At 73.1% G+C, this 17,864-nt stretch carries 9 protein-coding genes; 7 read left to right on the top strand and 2 right to left on the bottom strand.

Features of this window, described 5'->3' with window-relative positions:
- Positions 1 to 18: 18 nt before the first annotated feature.
- The 5 genes from WA788_RS13380 to WA788_RS13360 all read left to right on the top strand — a co-directional run bounded on the left by WA788_RS13380 (position 19) and on the right by WA788_RS13360 (position 7,847).
- A complete protein-coding gene (locus WA788_RS13380) occupies positions 19 to 1,701 on the top strand; it encodes an extracellular solute-binding protein (RefSeq protein ID WP_335976680.1) in 1,683 nt (560 codons plus the stop codon).
- The gene (locus tag WA788_RS13375; protein ID WP_335976677.1) at positions 1,698 to 3,230 is read left to right on the top strand and encodes a M1 family metallopeptidase; all 1,533 of its coding nucleotides are present in this window, start codon (positions 1,698 to 1,700) and stop codon (positions 3,228 to 3,230) included. The genes WA788_RS13380 and WA788_RS13375 overlap by 4 nt, the downstream gene beginning before the upstream one ends.
- Positions 3,227 to 5,491: a galactose-binding domain-containing protein gene (locus WA788_RS13370; protein ID WP_335976676.1), complete on the top strand. Its 2,265-nt coding sequence runs from the start codon at positions 3,227 to 3,229 to the stop codon at positions 5,489 to 5,491. The genes WA788_RS13375 and WA788_RS13370 overlap by 4 nt, the downstream gene beginning before the upstream one ends.
- Positions 5,492 to 5,699: 208 nt before the next feature.
- Positions 5,700 to 6,902, top strand: coding sequence for a Gfo/Idh/MocA family protein (locus WA788_RS13365; RefSeq protein ID WP_335976673.1), 1,203 nt, complete (start codon positions 5,700 to 5,702; stop codon positions 6,900 to 6,902).
- A 156-nt stretch (positions 6,903 to 7,058) separates the two neighbouring features.
- Positions 7,059 to 7,847, top strand: a complete 789-nt coding sequence (locus tag WA788_RS13360) for a hypothetical protein (RefSeq protein ID WP_335976670.1) — start codon at positions 7,059 to 7,061, stop codon at positions 7,845 to 7,847.
- A 30-nt stretch (positions 7,848 to 7,877) separates the two neighbouring features.
- On the opposite strand, the gene WA788_RS13355 is transcribed toward WA788_RS13360, so the two are convergent.
- Both WA788_RS13355 and WA788_RS13350 read right to left on the bottom strand, forming a co-directional pair.
- Positions 7,878 to 8,405, bottom strand: a complete 528-nt coding sequence (locus WA788_RS13355; protein ID WP_335976930.1) for an NUDIX hydrolase family protein — start codon at positions 8,403 to 8,405, stop codon at positions 7,878 to 7,880.
- Between the two features lie 85 nt (positions 8,406 to 8,490).
- Positions 8,491 to 11,634 carry a glycoside hydrolase family 2 TIM barrel-domain containing protein gene (locus WA788_RS13350; protein WP_335976668.1) on the bottom strand — a complete coding sequence of 1,048 codons (3,144 nt, stop codon included), beginning with the start codon at positions 11,632 to 11,634 and terminating at the stop codon, positions 8,491 to 8,493.
- Positions 11,635 to 12,212: 578 nt separating this feature from the next.
- Between WA788_RS13350 and WA788_RS13345 the strand changes: the two genes are divergently transcribed.
- Positions 12,213 to 14,516: a glutaminase family protein gene (locus WA788_RS13345; protein ID WP_335976666.1), complete on the top strand. Its 2,304-nt coding sequence runs from the start codon at positions 12,213 to 12,215 to the stop codon at positions 14,514 to 14,516.
- Positions 14,513 to 17,788, top strand: coding sequence for a TIM-barrel domain-containing protein (locus WA788_RS13340; RefSeq protein ID WP_335976664.1), 3,276 nt, complete (start codon positions 14,513 to 14,515; stop codon positions 17,786 to 17,788). The genes WA788_RS13345 and WA788_RS13340 overlap by 4 nt, the downstream gene beginning before the upstream one ends.
- Positions 17,789 to 17,864: the final 76 nt, after the last annotated feature.

Below are 17,864 nucleotides of genomic sequence, written 5' to 3'. Positions count from 1 at the left end.
CTCCTGGCAAGGAGAGACATGTCCCGTTCCGCCCTTCCCTCCCTCAGCCGCAGATCGCTGCTGCGCTCGGCCATCGGCGTCGGCGTGGGCCTGACCGCGTCCCCCGTGCTCAGCGCCTGCGGCGACGGCGGGAGCACCGCGAAGGCGTCCGCGAAGGCCGCGGACCTGCTGCCGGCCACCACCGTCCGCGACATCGGCGTCAAGGCCGATCTGCCGGGCACCGCGGCGGGCGTCCCGCAGGGCTTCTTCCGCTACCCCGCCACCCCGCTGCGCGCCACCAAGGGCACTCCGCTGGCGGGCGCGCAGCCGGTGCGGGCCACCTCCGAGACGTTCATGCCGCCGCCGCCCGGACGCGGCAAGAACGCGGCCTGGCAGGCGATCGAGAAGCTGCTCGGCGGCCAGGTCGAGGTCACCGCGGTGCCCAGCGACGACTACCCCACCAAGTTCTCCACCATGGTGGCCGGCGGCAGCCTGCCCGACATCTTCGAGTACCCGGAGACCGGCGGCGTCGACGACAAGGCCGCCTTCCTCGCCGCCACCTGCGCGGACCTCACCCCGTACCTGGCCGGCGCCAAGGTCAGCGCCTACCCGAACCTCGCGGCGATCCCCAAGGCGGCCTGGCAGGGCGCCGTCTTCGGCGGCCGGCTGTACGGCGTGCCGATCTCCCGGATGGGCACCGGCGGCGCCGGCTTCTACCGGCACGACCTGTTCGCCGAGGTCGGCGTCACCGACCCGCGCGAGATCGCCGACACCGACGCGTTCGTGAAGCTGTGCAAGGAGCTGACCCGGCCGTCGAAGGACCAGTACGCCATCATGGCCGGCGCGGGCAACCTGGTGGCGATGAGCACCGGCTCGCCCATGTCCTGGCGGATGGACGCCAGGACCGGGAAGTTCACCCACCAGCTGGAGACGGACGAGTTCCGCACGGCGATCGAGGTGCAGCGCACGCTGTACAAGGCGGGCTGCTACTACCCGGGGTCGATCGGCATGTCGGGGTCCCAGAAGGCCAAGTACACCGACCTGTTCAAGAACGGCAAGGCCGCCTACGTCTACGACGGCATGCCGGCGTACCTGACCCCCAGCACCGGCTACGTCGACGCCATGAAGGCCGTCGACAAGAGCTTCGACCCGCGGCCCATGGTGCCGTTCGGCAAGAGCGCGGTCAGCTGGATGGACAACGTCTCGCTCCAGAACGTGCACCTGAAGAAGGCGTCCGGGCAGCGGGTGAAGCAGCTGCTGGCGTTCGCCGACTTCGCCGCCTCGCCGTTCGGCAGCGTGGAGTACACCCTCATCAACTACGGCGTGGAGGGCACCGACTTCACCCGGGACGCAGGCGGCAACCCGGTGCTCACCACGAAGGGCAGCGCCGACATCGCCGTGCCGTGGAAGTTCTTCGGCTCCGCGGTGCCGGCGGTCTTCAGCGCGACCTCCGAGGCGGGCGTGCGCTACTCCCACGACGCGTACACCGTGCTCGTGCCGATGATGATCCCCGACCCCACCCTCGGCTACTCCTCGCCGACCTGGGACTCCAAGGGCGCGGGCAGCCTCAACACGCTGCTCGGCGACGGCACCAAGGACCTCATCACCGGGCGCAAGCCGATGTCCTGGTACAGCGAGCTGACGAAGAACTACCTCGCCGCGGGCGGCGAGAAGGCCCGCACCGAGTTCGAGGAAGCCGCGCAGAAGGGGAGCGCGAAGTGACCCTGCCGCCCGCCCTGCCGGCTGAGCCCGCCCTGCCCGCCGCGCCGTCCGTACCCGCCGCGCCCGCACGCCGGACCGTGCTGCGCGCCGGGGCCACCGCCGCGGCCGCCACCGCCGCGGCCGCCGTGGCCGGCGCCGCCCCCGCCTCCGCGGCCGCCCGCGGCTTCGACCCGCGGCCCGGCGCGGCCGGCGCCGGCGACCCGCTCTTCCCCACCCTCGGCAACGGCGGCTACCAGGTCACGCACTACGACCTGACCTTCGACTTCACCCCGGTCGACTACGACTACACCGGCGTGGTCGCGATCCGGGCCCGCGCCACCCAGGACCTCTCGGCGTTCGACCTCGACACCGACGGGCACACCATCGACCAGGTCACCGTGGACGGGAAAGCCGCCGCATGGGCGCTCTCGCTCGGCCAGAGCGGGCAGGAGCTGACCGTCACCCCCGCCCGCCCGCTGCACGACCAGGCGGCCTTCACCGTCGAGGTCCACTACCACGGCAACGGCAAGGACCCCCGGTCCGGGCTGTCCGGCTGGGTGTTCGGCGCCGACGGCGGCTTCGCCTGCGCCGCCCAGGCCTCGCGCGCCGACACCTTCTTCCCCTGCAACGACACCCCCTCCGACAAGGCCGAGTGGACCTTCCACCTCAGCGCCCCCGAGGGCTACGTGGCCGCCGCCAACGGCGAACTGCTGCACACCACCCCCCGGGCCGACGGCTCGGCCGTCTGGCACTTCGCGCTGCGCGAGCCGATGCCCACCGAGCTGTGCGGGATCGCCGTCGTCAAGGGCACCTACCTGTACGGCGCGAGCCACACCGGGCTGCCGCTGCGCCATGTCGTCCCGCAGGGCCAGGAGGACACCTACGCCCCGATCGTGGCCCGCACCGCGGACCATCTCGCCTGGCTGGAGGCGAAGTTCGGCCGCTACCCGTTCTCGGTGTACGGCCTGCACATCTACGGCGGCTACACCGACGCCCTGGAGAACCAGACGCTGAGCCTGTTCGGCACCAACTGGTTCAAGCCCACCGCCTCCGGCAACCCCACGTGGGAGAACACCATGGTGCACGAGCTGACCCACCAGTGGTGGGGCGACTCGGTCACCCCCAGCAACTGGCAGCAGGCGTGGCTCAACGAGGGCCCCGCCACCTACTACGCCGCCCTGTACAGCGAGGAGCAGGGCTGGTCGGTGCTGGCCGACAAGATGCGGCAGACCTACGGCCTGCTGGACGCCGTACGCGCCGCCGACGGCCCGCCCGGGCTGCCGAAGGGGCTGGGCGGCACCAACATCTACGACGGCGGCGCGCTGGTGCTGTACGCGCTGCGGATGCGGGCCGGCCAGCAGCGGTTCGACCGGATCATGCGGCTGTGGCCGGAGCGCTTCAAGAACGCCAACGCCTCCAGCGAGGACTTCATCCGGCACGCCGTGCAGGTCACCGGGGACCCCTCGCTCGACCCCTTCCTGCGCGACTGGCTCTTCGGCGCCGTCAACCCGCCGATGCCCGGGCACCCCGACTGGAGCGTGAACGCGTGAAGCGGACCGCCGGCGCCGTACTCGCCGCAGCCACCACCGCCCTTGCCGCCCTCCTGCTGCCCGCCGGCGCCGCAGGTGCCGCCGCGCCCGGCGCGTCCGCGCCGTCCCCCGCCCCGGCGGTCTACCACGTCGCGCCCACCGGCGGCGGCGACACCTGCGACCTCGCGCACCCGTGCTCCCTGGACGGCGCGCGCGCCAAGGTCCGCGCCGCCGTCGCCGGCGGCATGACCCGCGACGTACGGGTCGAACTGCGCGACGGCAGCTACCCGTTGACCGCACCGCTGACGCTCGGCGCGGCCGACTCCGGCCGGGACGGGCACACCGTGACCTGGGCCGCCGCGCCCGGCGCCCACCCCGTGCTGACCGGAGGCCGCACCCTGGCCGGCTGGACGCACCACACCGACGGCACCTGGACCGCGCCCGTGCCCGCCGGGGTGATCCCGCGCCAGCTCTTCGTCGACGGCGAGCGGGCGACACCCGCGCGGGGCGCCGCGTGCGCCGCGAGCGTCTGCCACGCGACGAAGGACGGCCTGACCGGCGCCGTCGCGAGCGGCATCGCCGGATCGGCCCGCCCGACCGACGTGACCGCCGTCATCAAGGTCCGCTGGCGGAACTACCAGTGCCGCGTCACCGCCGTCAGCGGCGACGAGATGACCCTCGCCCAGCCCTGCTGGGCGGACTCCTCCAGCGGCACCGGCCGCACCGGGCCCTCCTGGGACACCACCACGGTCGACTCCACCCGCTACACCGGCGTCGCCTGGTTCCAGAACGCGCCCGAACTGCTCGACACCCCCGGCGAGTTCACCTGGAACTCCGCCGACCGCACCGTCACCTACCTGCCACGGCCCGGCCAGGACATGCGCCGCGCCCAGGCCGTCACCCCCGCCACCGAGCAGCTGGTCGTCCTCGACCACGCCCACGACCTCGACCTGACCGGCCTCGGCTTCGCCTACGCCGCCTACCACCAGCCCGACACCGGCGACGGCTACGCCGGCACCCAGGCCGGCCTCACCCTCACCGGCGCGAGCGGCCCCGCCGACCAGTCCGGACGCTACTACACCAAGCCGGCCGGCGCGCTCACCGTCGACGGCGGCCGCCGGATACACGTTCAGGACGCCGACTTCACCCACCTCGGCGGCGCCGGAGCCGTACTCCAGGACGGCACCCAGGACTCCGCCGTCACCCACTCCACCTTCACCGACCTGTCCTCCGGCGCCCTCTACGTCGGCGACACCGACCCGGACCCCGCCCCGGAGCTGGCCGGCCGGGACAACACCGTCGCCTACGACACGATCGACCACGCCGGGGCCGAGTACACCGACGCCGCCGGGATCTGGGCCGGCTACGAAGCCGGCCTGACCGTCGACCACAACACACTGGAGCACCTGCCGTACTCCGGCATCTCCGTCGGATGGGGCTGGGACCAGCCCGGCGCGCAGACGTCCGTCCTGCGCGACAACCGCGTCACCGGCAACCGGATCACCGACGTCATGGCGGTCGCCGGCGGCCAGCACGACGGCGGCGCGATCTACACCCAGGGCGACCAGCCCGGCACGGTCATCTCCGGCAACTACGTCAACCGCTCCGCGTACGGAAACACCGAGCGCGACGGCAACGGCATCTACCTGGACGAGCAGTCCTCCCACATCACCGTCACCGGCAACGTCCTGACCCGCCTGGGCTACAAGTGGATCTCCAACTGGGCGGACTACGGCATCGACAACACCGCCACCGGCAACTGGACCGACACCGACGCCCCCGCCCTGGCCGGTACCGGCTCGGTCGCGACCGGCAACCACACCCGGCTCGACACCCTGCCCGCGCAGGCCGTGGCGATCGCCGCCCGGGCCGGCGCCGACGGCCCGCACGTCGAACCGCTCAGCGCCGACCTGGCCCGCGGCAGCACCGCCGGCCAGTCCGGCACCGACGGCACCGCCACCGCCGCGAACGCCGTCGACGGCGACACCACCACCGACGCGCTCACCCTCGCCGGGCCCGGCGCCTGGTGGCAGACCGACCTCGGCGCGGTCCGGTCCGTCGACCGGATCGAGATCTGGAACGACGCCACCATGGCCACCGCCGACGCCGACATCGAGATCAGCGCCACCCCCGACTTCGCCCACGCCACCACGGTGCACCTCGGCGGCACCGCACTGCGCCCCACCACCGTGGACCACCTGCACGCCCGCGGCCGCTACGTGCGGATCACCGCCACCACCGCCGGGCGGATCGGCCTTGCCGAGGTACGCGTCCACTCCTGACCGCGGGTCCCCACCGCCCGCTGACCGCTCACCGCCTGACCGTTTGACCGCCCGACCCGCCGACCGCCGCGGCCGGTCCGGACCCGGCCGCGACCCGGCCCACCTCGTCCGCACCGGCCGCGGCACCCACCCCGGGCGCCGCCCGGCGCCCGTACCCGCACTCGTGCCGTCGCTTCGCGCGGCACCGCCCGTAAGGACTGATACCCGCGTGACCACCACGGATCTGGCCCTCGGCGTCCTCGGCTACGGCCTGCGGGGCTCGCTGGCCCGCACCGCGCACCGCCCCGGCAACGGCGCACGCGTCACACTGCTGGCCGACCCGGACCCGGCAGCGCGCGAGAAGGCGGCCGCCGACCTGCCGGGCGTGCGGACCGTCGCCGACCACCGCGACGTCGTCGCCGACCGGAGCATCGACGCCGTCCTGGTGCTGACCCCCGACCACACCCACGCCGAACTCGCCTGCCAGGCGCTGCGGGCCGGCACCCCGGTCTTCCTGGAGAAGCCGCTGGAGATCACCGTCGAGGCGTGCGACACCATCCTGCGCACCGCGTACGAGACCGGCACCCCCCTCTACGTCGGCCACAACATGCGCCACATGCCGGTGGTCCGGCTGATGCGGGACATCGTGGCGCGCGGGGAGATCGGCGCCGTCAAGGCGGTATGGGTCCGGCACTTCGTCGGATACGGCGGCGACTGGTACTTCAAGGACTGGCACGCCGAACGCCGCCACACCACCGGCCTGCTGCTCCAGAAGGCCGCCCACGACCTCGACGTCCTGCACTGGATCGCCGGCGGCTACACCCGCACCGTCCAGGCGCTCGGCGACCTCATGGTGTACGGCGGCAACCCGCACCGCCGCGCGCCGGGCGAGCCCAAGACCGCCGACTGGTACACCCGCGACGGCCACTGGCCGCCGAGCACCCAGCGCGACCTCAACCCCGTCATCGACGTCGAGGACGTCTCGCTGGTCAACATGCGCCTGGACAACGGGGTACTGGCCGCCTACCAGCAGTGCCACTTCACCCCCGACTACTGGCGCAACTACACCGTCATCGGCGACGCCGGGCGGCTGGAGAACTTCGGCGACGGGCCCGGCGCGGTGGTGAAGGTCTGGAACTCGCGCCGCTCCGGCTACCGGGCCGACGCCGACGCCGAACACGCCGTGCCGGACGCCCAGGACGAGGGCGGCCACGGCGGCGCCGACCCGCTGCTGATCGACGAGTTCGTCCGCTTCGTGCGCGACGGCGGCCGCACCGACACCTCGCCGGTGGCCGCCCGGATGGCGGTCGCCGCGGGCGTGCGCGCCACCGAGTCGCTGCGCGACGGCGGCCGCCCCCGCGACGTACCTCCCCTCGACCCGGACCTGGCTGCCTACTTCGACCGCGGCCAGACCGCCCGGACCCGCAACTGACCGGCCCCCGACCGCCCGGACCCGCAACTGACCGGCCCCCAACCGACCGGCCCCCTGACCGCCCGGGCCCGCAAACGACCGGGTCCCAACCGACCGGCGCGCACCACCCGTTCCACCGCACCGCAGCCATGCACCGCCCCCACGAACGGAGATGACATGCGACCCACCTCACTCCTCGGCCGCCGCCCGCGCCGCGCACTGCTGCGCTCGGCCACCGTCGCCGGAGCCGCCGCGCTGCTGGGCGTCGCCATGACCGGGCAGTCGTGGGCCTCGACGCCCACCTCCACCTGGAGCACGGGCGCACCGACCCCGGTCAGCCGGCTCACGCTGCCGATGTCCTTCGAGTCCGCGCCCGCCGCCGGCGGCATCTACTTCGCCTACTACACGACGCTGGAGAGCGGCACCCGCCCCTACGCCGGCTTCCAGCCGAAGGAGGCGGACGCCGACGGGAACCCCACCCTCCAGGCGGTGTTCAGCTCCTTCAACGCCGCGGCCACCACCACCGACGCCAACTGCTCCTACGGCGCCGACGGCGGCGCGGGGGTGAGCTGCGCGGCGCGCTTCGCCTACACCAAGGGCCGCACCTACGCGCTGGTGCTCCAGTTGGCGAGCGTCACCGGCGACACCCAGCTGATGACCGGGGACGTGGTGGACGAGGTGACCGGCGCGACGGTGACGCACATCGGCAGCTTCAGCCTGCCGTCGGCGTCGGGCCGGTTCAAGGCGGCCGACAGCGGCTTCATCGAGCCCTACCTGACCGCCGGGTGCGGCCAGCAGGTCACCGTGACCTACGGCGCCCCGGTCGGGACGGAGGACGGCACCGACTACACCGGCGGTCTGCCGACGGTCACCGACCCGTCGTCCGGCAGCTGCCTGAGCACCACGTCCACCACCACCGCCGAGGGCCGCCAGGTCACGGTGACCGGGGACTCCTACACCGGGTAGCGCGCCCCGGCCCGGACCGGCCGGGGACCGTCAGGCCAGGCGGCCCACGTGGGCCAGGGCCTGCTTGAGGAGGATGCCGCGGCCGCCCGGCATCTCCTCCTGGAGCTGCGGCGAGGACGCCTCCTCGGGGGTGAACCAGACCAGGTCCAGCGCGTCCTGCCGCGGCCGGCAGTCCCCGGCCACCGGCACCACGTACGCGAGCGAGACCGCGTGCTGCCGCGGGTCGTGGTAGGACGTGACGCCCTCGGTCGGGAAGAACTCCGCGACGGTGAACGGCTGGAGCGAGGCCGGCACCCGCGGCAGCGCCACCGGCCCGAGGTCCTTCTCCAGGTGCCGCACCAGCGCGTCGCGGACTCGCTCGTGGTGCAGCACGCGGCCGGAGACCAGGCTGCGGCTGACCGTGCCGTCCGGTCCGATGCGCAGCAGCAGCCCGATGTGGGTGACTTCTCCGTTGTCGTCGACCCGCACCGGTACGGCGTCGACGTAGAGGATCGGCATACGAGCGCGGGTCAGCTCCAGGTCCTCGGGAGCCAGCCAGCCGGGCGTGGTGTCGGTCATGTCAGCCATTGCGTGATCGTACGTGGAGGGGCGCGCTCTCCACTATGACCTTCGGAACTCCGCCCCCCGGCTCCGGGCGCGCACGCTACCCCCGGCCGCACACGCCGAGGACGGTGAAGTGGACCGCGCTGATCCGCAGGGCGCCTGCGGGCGTGCCGGGGGCGGAGCTGGTCATGTCCAGGCGCAGGGCGGCGGTGCGGACGGGGGCGAAGGCGATGCGCGTGGGCTCGTCGCTGGCGGTGGCCCAGGTGACGACCTGGCCTTGCACCGGCGTCCAGCGGTCGTCGATCCAGGCGGACAGGGTGACCTCGGCGGGCAGCGCGTGGGTGTCGTCCACGGTGAAGCGGAAGGAGACGCTGTCGAAGGTGCGGGGATTGCGCAGCCGTATCGAGTACCAGTCCGCGCGGCGGGCGCCGTCGAAGGCGGGCAGCAGGCCGGTCGCGGCCTTGGTGAAGGCGTTGGACCAGCCGGTGGCGGGATCGTCGTCGTGGATCGCCTGGGGGGTGCTGGCGGGCGAACCGGAGAAGCTGGCGTCGGCGATCGGGTAGGCGGGCTCGCCCGGGCCGGGGTCGGGGGCGAAGACGGCCGGGGGCGTGGTGGCGACCGGGCCGGTGGCGGGGGTGGTGGGGATCGAGGCGGTGCCGTCGCGTAGCCCGGGGGCGCTCGCGGTCACCGTCAGCGGCCCGGGGGCGGTGCCGGAGCGGACGACGGCCAGCGCCTTGCCGTGGAAGGCGGTGCGGGTGGTGGCCTGGTAGCGCTCGGCGTTGTCCTGCTGGCCGTTGTCCAGGCCGGCCAGCGATCCGCCGGTGACGGCGAAGGTGAGCAGGTGGTCGGCGTCGGGCACCAGGACGCCGGACGCGTCGACCACGTCGGCGGTGACGTGGACCAGGCTGTCGCCGTCGGCGGTGACGGTGGCGCGGTCCGGGGTGAGCCGGATCGCGTGCGGCGCGCCTGCGGTGCGCAGCACGTCGGTGGCGACCACCTCGCCGTCGCGCAGGGCGAGCGCCGTCAGCTCGCCGGGTTCGAAGGGCACCCGCCAGGTCAGGTGGAGCTTGCCGGCGCTGCCGCCGGGGCTGGTGTAACTGCCCGGGTAGGGGCCGGTGGTGACCGTCTTGTCGTCGCCGGTCGGCTCGGTGGTCTCCAGGTAGTCGCGGCCGTCCGCGGTCTTCTTGGCGTCGAACCGGCGCACCCCCAGCGAGCGGCCGTTCAGGCGCAGTTCGACGGTGTCCACGGTGGAGTACGCCCACACCTCGACGGTCTCGCCCGGCTCGTGGCCGGTCCAGTCCATCGGCACCAGGTGCACCATCGGCTCGGTGGTCCACTGGCTGCGGAAGAGGTGGTACATGTCCTTCGGGAAGCCGGCGGTGTCGGCCGCGCCGAAGAACGACGCCTTCACCGGGAACACCTTGTAGGGCGTGGGCTCGCCGATGTAGTCGATGCCGGACCAGAGGAACTGCCCGGCGAAGAAGCGCCGGTCGCGGTCCTTCTTCAGGGCGTACTCGCCGCTCATCGTCCAGCGGGCGAGGTTGTTGTCGTACGAGGAGGTGGCGCGGCGGCCGGGGGTGTGGTTCTCGCCGGTGTTCAGGGCCTGCGGGTCCTGGTAGGTGCCGCGGCTGGCGGTGGCCGAGGAGGACTCGGACTCGAAGAGGAACAGGTGCGGGTGGCGGGCGTGCAACTCGTCCACGGTGGCGGCGCTGTTGTAGTTCAGGCCCAGGCCGTCGAGCTTGGCCAGCAGCAGGTCGGCGGGGGAGCCGGCCGGCGGCAGCTGCTGGTACTTGTCGGAGCCGACCACCACCGGGCGGGTGGTGTCGTGGGCGCGGACGGCGGCGATCAGCCCGTCGGCCATGGCCAGCCCCGCGGTCTCGGTGGTGTCGGGCACCTCGTTGCCGATCGACCACATCAGCACGGCGGGGGAGTTGCGGGCCGCGCGGACCATCTCCGCAATGTCGCCGACGTGGTGCTCGTCGAAGAACCGGCCGTAGTCGTAGGCGCACTTGGCGGTGCGCCAGCAGTCGAACGCCTCGATCACCAGCAGCAGGCCGAGTTCCTCGCAGATCCGGATCAGCACCGGCGCGGGCGGGTTGTGGGCGGTGCGCACGGCGTTGGCGCCCATGGACTTCATCAGGGTCAACTGCCGCCGGATCGCGTCGTGGTGGACGGCGGCGCCCAGCGCGCCCTGGTCGTGGTGGAGGTTGACGCCCTTGAGCTTGGTGTGCACGCCGTTGACCGACAGGCCGCGATCGGGGTCGAGGGTGAAGTGGCGTACGCCGAAGGGGGTGGTGACGGTGTCCACCACCGCGTCCCCCACCAGGACCTCGGTCGTGAGGGTGTAGCGGTGCGCGGGCGTGTCCGGCGACCACAACTCGGGCTGGTCCAGCCGCAGTTCGGCGGTGACCGGCTGGGGCTGCGCGGAGGCGGCCAGCGGGAGGGGCGTCGCGGACCGTGCCACCTGGCGGCCGTGCCGGTCCCGTACGGTGCCGAGCACGGTGGCGGCGACCGCGCCGCCGGTGGTGTTGACCACCTCGACCCGGGCGTGCACGGCGGCGTGGGCGGTGCCGTGCGCCGGGTCGAGGGTGGTGGCGAGGCCGGGCGTGGTGATCTGGACGCCGTGCCGGGCGACGTGCACCGGGTCGGTGAGGACCAGCCGCACATGGCGGAAGATGCCGCTGCCGGAGTACCAGCGGCTGCTGGGCAGTTGGTTGCGGACGGTGACCGCGATGACGTTGGCGGTGCGGCCGTCGGTGTGCAGCAGGCCGGTGAGGTCGTAGGCGAACCCGGTGTAGCCGTAAGGGTGGTTGCCGAGCAGCGTGTCGTTGCAGTAGACGTCGCTGTCCATGTGGACGCCGTCGAACTCGATGCCCACGCGGCGGCCCGCGGCGGCCGCGGGCAGCGCGAACGCCGTGCGGTACCAGCCGAGTCCGCCGGGGAGGTAGCCGCCGCCGCTGGTGGTGTGGTGGTCGGTGGTCGGGGTCTGCTCGATGCTCCAGTCGTGCGGCACCCGCACCGCCCGCCACCCGGAGTCGTCGTACTGCGGCGTCGCGGCGTCCGCGTAGCCGCCGGCGGGGTCGGTGACGTCGCACAGGTCCACCAGGGCGAAGCGCCAGCCGTCGGCGAGTTCCACGGTCCTGGGCAGGGCGGCTTCGTCGGCGGCGCCTGCCAGGGCGGGCGGGACGGCGGCAGCGGCGGCGGACGCCCCGGCGGCCGGGTGTGACGTGTGGTCGGCCGCCATGGCGGGACCCCTCTCGTGGACGCGTGCGGCCGGCACCCGCCGGGAGGTGCCACACCTCACCAGGACTGAACAGAACCGACCACGAACCCACGGATTCTCCCACTGCCGGGCCGCCGCCGGTCAAGGGGCGTGCCGGCGATTTCCGGGCCGGGGAGCGCAGGTCGGACCCGGTGCGGCGGGTCTGCGACGGGTCTTTACATCGATGTAAGGAATCCGTCCGCACACCTCAAGATCGGACACCGCCCGGCTGCTCCCGGGCGACCCCCGCCACCCCCTCCCGCGTGTCGTCCGCGCCGCTCGACGGCGCCCTCAAACCTGCCGCCGGGTCAGGATTTCCCCTTGTCGGCGCGGTCGCACGCACGGTGGCGGCGGGACGCGAAACACGGCGGAAACCCGTCGAGTTCGAGGGATGGACATGACATGCGGGCTGTGCTGTCATCATCCTGCCCTCTTTACATCGTTGTAGGAATCTCCACGGCGGACCCTCCGCCACCCCCCGCTCCGGCCTGCCGCCGCACCGGCCGGAGCGCCTGCCCCTGCCATCCCGCTCCGCACCGGAGCGGTCCCGGGAGGAATAGATGACCCACAGGAACAACGACGTCCCGCCACCCGCGGCCGGAGCGGACGGCGTGCAGCCGGCCGCCGCGGCCGGGCCCGAGCCGGGGATGAGCCGGCGCGGCCTGATCCGCTGGACCGGAGCGGCCGGCGTCGTCGGGATCGGTGCGGCGAGCGCCGGCATGCTGCCGGGCGCGGTCAGCGCCGCGCAGGCCGCGCCCGCGCCCGCGGCGGCGGCCGCGGCCGCCGCCACGGCGGACAGCGGCGCGCACGGCTCGGCCGTGAGCACCGTGACCACCGTCTTCGACCCGATCCGCCCGCCGTCGGTGCCGCTGGCGGTGCGCTCGCCGTACCTGAGCGCCTGGCTGCCGGCGAGCAGCCCGGTCGGCACCTGGCCGACGTTCTGGACCGGCCGCACCATGGCGATGGTCGGCATCGCCCAGATCGACGGGGTGCCGTTCCTCTTCCTCGGCGCGCCCAACATCAGCGGGCAGGTGCTGCGCGGCATGGCGCAGCGCTCGCTGACCACCACCGCGACCCGCTCGGTGTTCCTCTTCGAGGCGGCCGGGGTGGAGCTGACGGTGACCTTCCTGTCCCCGGTGGAGCCCGGCGACCTGCGCCGCCAGTCGGTGCCGCTGACGTACGTCACCGCCGACGTGCGCAGCGCGGACGGCGCCGCCCACGACGTGAAGCTGTACTTCGACATCTCCGGGGAGTGGGCGCACAACGACTCCGGCACGAAGATCGGCTGGTCCGCGGAGCAGGTCGCCGGCGCCGGCGGCGGCTCGCTCACCTCGCTGTCCTTCAGCCCCGACGGCACCAAGTCGCTTGCGGAGAACGGCGACATGGCGACCTGGGGCACCGTGGTGTGGAGCGCCACCAACCGCGCCGGGCTGACCTGGCAGATCGGCGCCGACACCGCGGTGCGGCCGGCCGCGCTCACCGACGGCAAGCTCGACGGCTCCACCGACAGCCGCCAGCCGCGCGCGATCAACGACGCCTGGCCCGTCTTCGCCTTCCACTTCGACCTCGGCAGCGTGCACGGCGCCGCGCAGCACACGGTGCTGTCCCTCGGCCATGTGCGCGAGCCCGCGGTGAGCTACCTCGGCACGCCGCTGCCGCCGCTGTGGAAGTCGTACTGGTCCACCTGGCAGCAGATGGCGGCGTTCTTCCACGGCGACCTCACCACCGCCGCCGCCCGCACCGCCGCGCTGGACCGCAAGGTGCGGCAGGAGGCCACGGCGGCCGGCGGCGCGAAGTACGCGGCGCTGTGCGCGCTGGCGCTGCGGCAGGCGTACGGCGCCACCGAACTGGTCAGCAAGGACGGCAAGCCCTGGGCGCTGCTGAAGGAGATCTCCTCCGACGGCAACGTCTCCTCGATCGACGTCACCTACCCCACGGTCCCGGTCTTCGCCTGGGCCGACCCGGCCTATCTGGGACTGCTGCTGGCGCCGATGCTGGAGTACGCCGAGCACGGCGGCTGGCCCAAGGAGTTCGCCGAGCACGACATCGGCTCCTCCTATCCCAACGCCAGTGGCCACAACGACGGCAACGAGGAGGACATGCCCGTCGAGGAGTCGGCGAACATGCTGCTGATGTCGGCCGCGTACCTCAAGGGCGCCTCCGCCGCCGACGCGAAGTCCTTCGCCACCGGCCACTACGCGATCCTCAAGCAGTGGGCGGACTACCTCGTCGACAACGCCCTCGACCCCGGCTACCAGAACCAGACCGACGACTTCACCGGGTTCATCGGGCACAGCGCCAACCTCGCGCTGAAGGGCATCCTCGCGCTCGGCGCGATGAGTCAGGTGGCCGCCGCGGCCGGCAACGCCGCCGACCGCACCCGCTACCTCGGCGTCGCCAAGGACTACATCGGCCAGTGGGTCGGCAAGGCACAGGACACGGGCGGGGACACGAGCGGCAACTCCGGCGGGGACCACCTCAAGCTCGCCTACGACCAGCCGGGCACCTGGAGCCTGAAGTACAACGGCTACCCCGACGCGCTGCTGGGCCTGGGGCTGGTCCCGAAGTCGGTCGCCGCCGACGAGGCGGCCTGGTACCTCACCCAGGTCAACCAGCACGGCATCCCACTGGACAACCGGCACGCCTACACCAAGGCCGACTGGGAGATGTGGACCGCGGCCTGGCTGCGCGACCACCCGGTCAGCGGCTACCTCATCGACTCGCTCTACGAGTTCGTCCACACCACCCCGACCCGGGTGCCGTTCACCGACTGGTACGACACGGTCAACGACCGGCAGAGCGGCGGCTTCCAGGCCCGCCCGGTGGTCGGCGGCATCTTCGCCCTGCTGAGCGTGGCCCGATGAGCGCCGCACAGGCCCGCCGCCGGACCCGGACCCCGCGGCGGCGGCTGGCGGTGGTGGCCGCCGCGGCCACCGTGGCGACGGTGCTGACCGGCACCGGACAGGCGGCGTCCGCGCACAGCAGCGCCCGCCCCCACATCCCGACGGTCACCGCGGGCGACGCCCGCTTCGAGGTGCTCTCGCCCACCCTGATCCGCACCGAGTACGCCGGGGACGGCCAGTTCACCGACAGCCCGACCTTCAACGCGATCGGCCGGGACTCCTTCACCAGCACGCCCTACACCTCCTCCACCGCCGGCGGCTGGCTCACCGTCAAGACCAGCAAGGTGACGCTGCGCTACAAGCTGGACTCCGGCGCCTTCACCGCGCAGAACCTGACGGTGCAGCAGAACGCCGGCAGCGCCGCGGTCACCGCCGCCCCGTGGAACGGCCTGACCTGCGCCGTCGGCGAGCTGTGCGAGGCGGAGAGCCTCACCGCCTCCGGCGTGGGCACCGCGAGCGACCACACCGGGGCCACCGGCACCGGCTTCCTCGCCGGCTTCGAGGCCACCGGCAACGCGGTCACCGCCGACGTGGACGCCACCTCGGCGGGCAGCTACGAGTTCGACGCCCGCTACGCCAACGCCGTCGGCGGCGACGGCAAGGACGTCACCCGCACCCTGTCGGTCTCGGTGGACGGGGGCGCCGCGAAGACCGTCAGCATGCCGGTCACCGCCGACTGGGACACCTGGGCCGTCGCCAAGGTGCCGCTGACGCTGACCGCCGGGCACCACACGGTCACCCTGGCGCACACCGCGGCCGACACCGGCCACGTCAACCTCGACAGCATCGCGGTCGTCACGCCCGGCGCGTCCTACCCCCAGGCGTCGACCACCGCGATCCTCGACTGCCCCTTCGGCACCAGCTGCGAGTCCGAGGCGGGCCGCGCCACCGGCAACGCGAAGACCGCCACCGACCACAAGGGCTACTCCGGCGCCGGCTTCGTCGCGGAACTCAACCAGGGCACGTCCCTGACCCACCGGATCGTCGGGGTGCCCGCCGACGGCACCTACCTGCTGCGGCTGCGCTACGCCAACGGCACCGGCGGCGACGGCCTGCACCAGACCCGCACCATGACGGTCACGGCCGGCGGCGCCACCAGCACCCTCAGCCTGCCGGCCACCACCGACTGGGACACCTGGAGCACCGCGTCGGTCCCCGTCGCGCTGAGCGCGGGCACCGACACGATCACCCTCGGCTGCCCCGACGCGACCAGCTGCCACGTCAACGCCGACACCGTCTCCGTCGCCGACCAGAGCGCGGCCGCCCCGCAGCCGCACATCTCCCTGGGCGGCTACCGCCGCGGCCTGGACGGCGTCAACGGCGACAACGGCGACCCGGCCACCACACCCGGCCTGCTCTACCGGGACGGCTGGTACCTCCTCGACGACACCACCTCGGCGCTGTACTCCACCGCCACCGGCACCACCTCGCCGCGCCCCGGCCACAACGGCACGCCCTACCAGGACGGCTACCTCTTCGGCTACGGGCACGACTACCAGCAGGCGCTGGGGGACCTGGCCACGCTCACCGGCCCCTCCGAACTGCTGCCCGAGTGGGCCTACGGCGTCTGGTACTCCGAGTACCTCGACCGCACCGCGGCCGACTACGAGAACACCGTCCTGCCCGACTTCCGGTCCGAGAACGTGCCGCTGGACGTGCTGGTCACCGACACCGACTTCAAGTCGCCCGCCACCTGGGACGGCTGGGAGATGGACCCGTCGAAGTTCCCCGACGAGAAGGCGTTCTTCGACTGGGCGCAGAGCCAGGGCCTGCACAACACCCTGAACATCCACCCGAGCATCATCAGCACCGACCCGCAGTTCGCGCAGGCCGAGGCCACCGCGAAGAACAAGCTCGCCAAGGCCGGCTGCGACGGCGACGTGTGCACGTACACCTTCGACTTCGGCGACCCCGACCAGCTGAAGGCGTACCTGGACCTGCACCAGACGATGGAGAGCGACGGCGCCGACTTCTGGTGGCTCGACTGGTGCTGCGACAACTCGCAGTCCACGCTGGCCGGCGTCACCCCCGACGCCTGGATCAACCAGCAGTACGCCACCGACGCCGACAAGACCGTCGGCCGCGGGTTCGTGCTCTCCCGGGCCTTCGGGTCGCTCCAGTCCGGCGGCTACAGCAGCCCGACCGGCCTGCCGACCGGGCCCTGGGCGGACAAGCGCACCACCGTCCACTTCACCGGTGACACCTCCTCCAGCTGGGGCACCCTGAAGTACGAGGTCGGCTACACCCCGGGCGAGTCCGCGGCCACCGGGCTGTCCGCGGTCAGCCACGACATCGGCGGCTTCAACGACACCACCGGCCTGAAGGGCGCCGAGACGTACACCGACGGCGGCACGCAGAAGAGCACCACCAAGCTGCCCGACGACCTGTACGCGCGCTGGGTCCAGCTCGGCACCTTCCAGCCGATCGACCGGCTGCACGGCAACCACAGCGACCGGCTGCCCTGGCAGTACGGCACCGCGGCCCGCACCAGCGCCGACAAGTTCCTCAACCTGCGCGAGGACCTGCTGCCGTACACCTACACCCTTGCCCAGCAGGCCAACGCCACCGGCATCCCGGTGGTGCGGCCGATGTACCTCCAGTACCCGGAGGAGGACAGCGCCTACACCACGGCCGACAGCGAGTACATGTACGGCTCCGACGTGCTGGTCGCGCCCGTCACCACGCCCGGCACCACCGCCACCACCTCGGTGTGGCTGCCGCCGGGCACCACCTGGACCGACTACTTCACCGGGAAGACCTACCCCGGCGGCACCACGCAGACCGTCACCACCGGGCTCGACACGATGCCGGTGTTCGTCAAGGCCGGCGCGGTCGTGCCCACCAGGACCGACCACGTCGCCGACGACGCGAACAACCCGCTGAAGAAGGTCACGCTCACCGTCACCACCGGCGCCTCCGGCGCGTTCACCCTCTACGAGGACGACGGCACCTCCGCGGTGCCGGCCCGCTCGGCGACCACCGCCGTGCACTACACCGAGAGCAAGGGCGCCCACACCCTGCGGATCGGCGCCGCCCGCGGCAGCTTCCACGGCCAGGTCACCAGCCGGCAGTGGACGGTCGCCTTCCGCGGGGTCGACACCGCGAGCGCGGTCTCCGCGTCCGGCACCCGGCTGCCCAGGACCGCCTGGCACCTCGATGCGGCCAGCCACACCCTGACCGTCACGCTCCCGGCCCGCAGCGTCCGCAACGGCACCACCGTCACCTTCCACTAGGCAACGCCCCACCAGGAAGCAGGAAGCGAAAAGGCCCCGGGGCGGGGTCCGGCAGCCGGCCGGACCCCGCCCCGGG

The sequence above is a fragment of the Streptomyces sp. CA2R106 genome (assembly GCF_037034245.1).
Taxonomy (GTDB): domain Bacteria; phylum Actinomycetota; class Actinomycetes; order Streptomycetales; family Streptomycetaceae; genus Actinacidiphila.
This window is presented reverse-complemented; position numbering and strand designations above follow the sequence as displayed.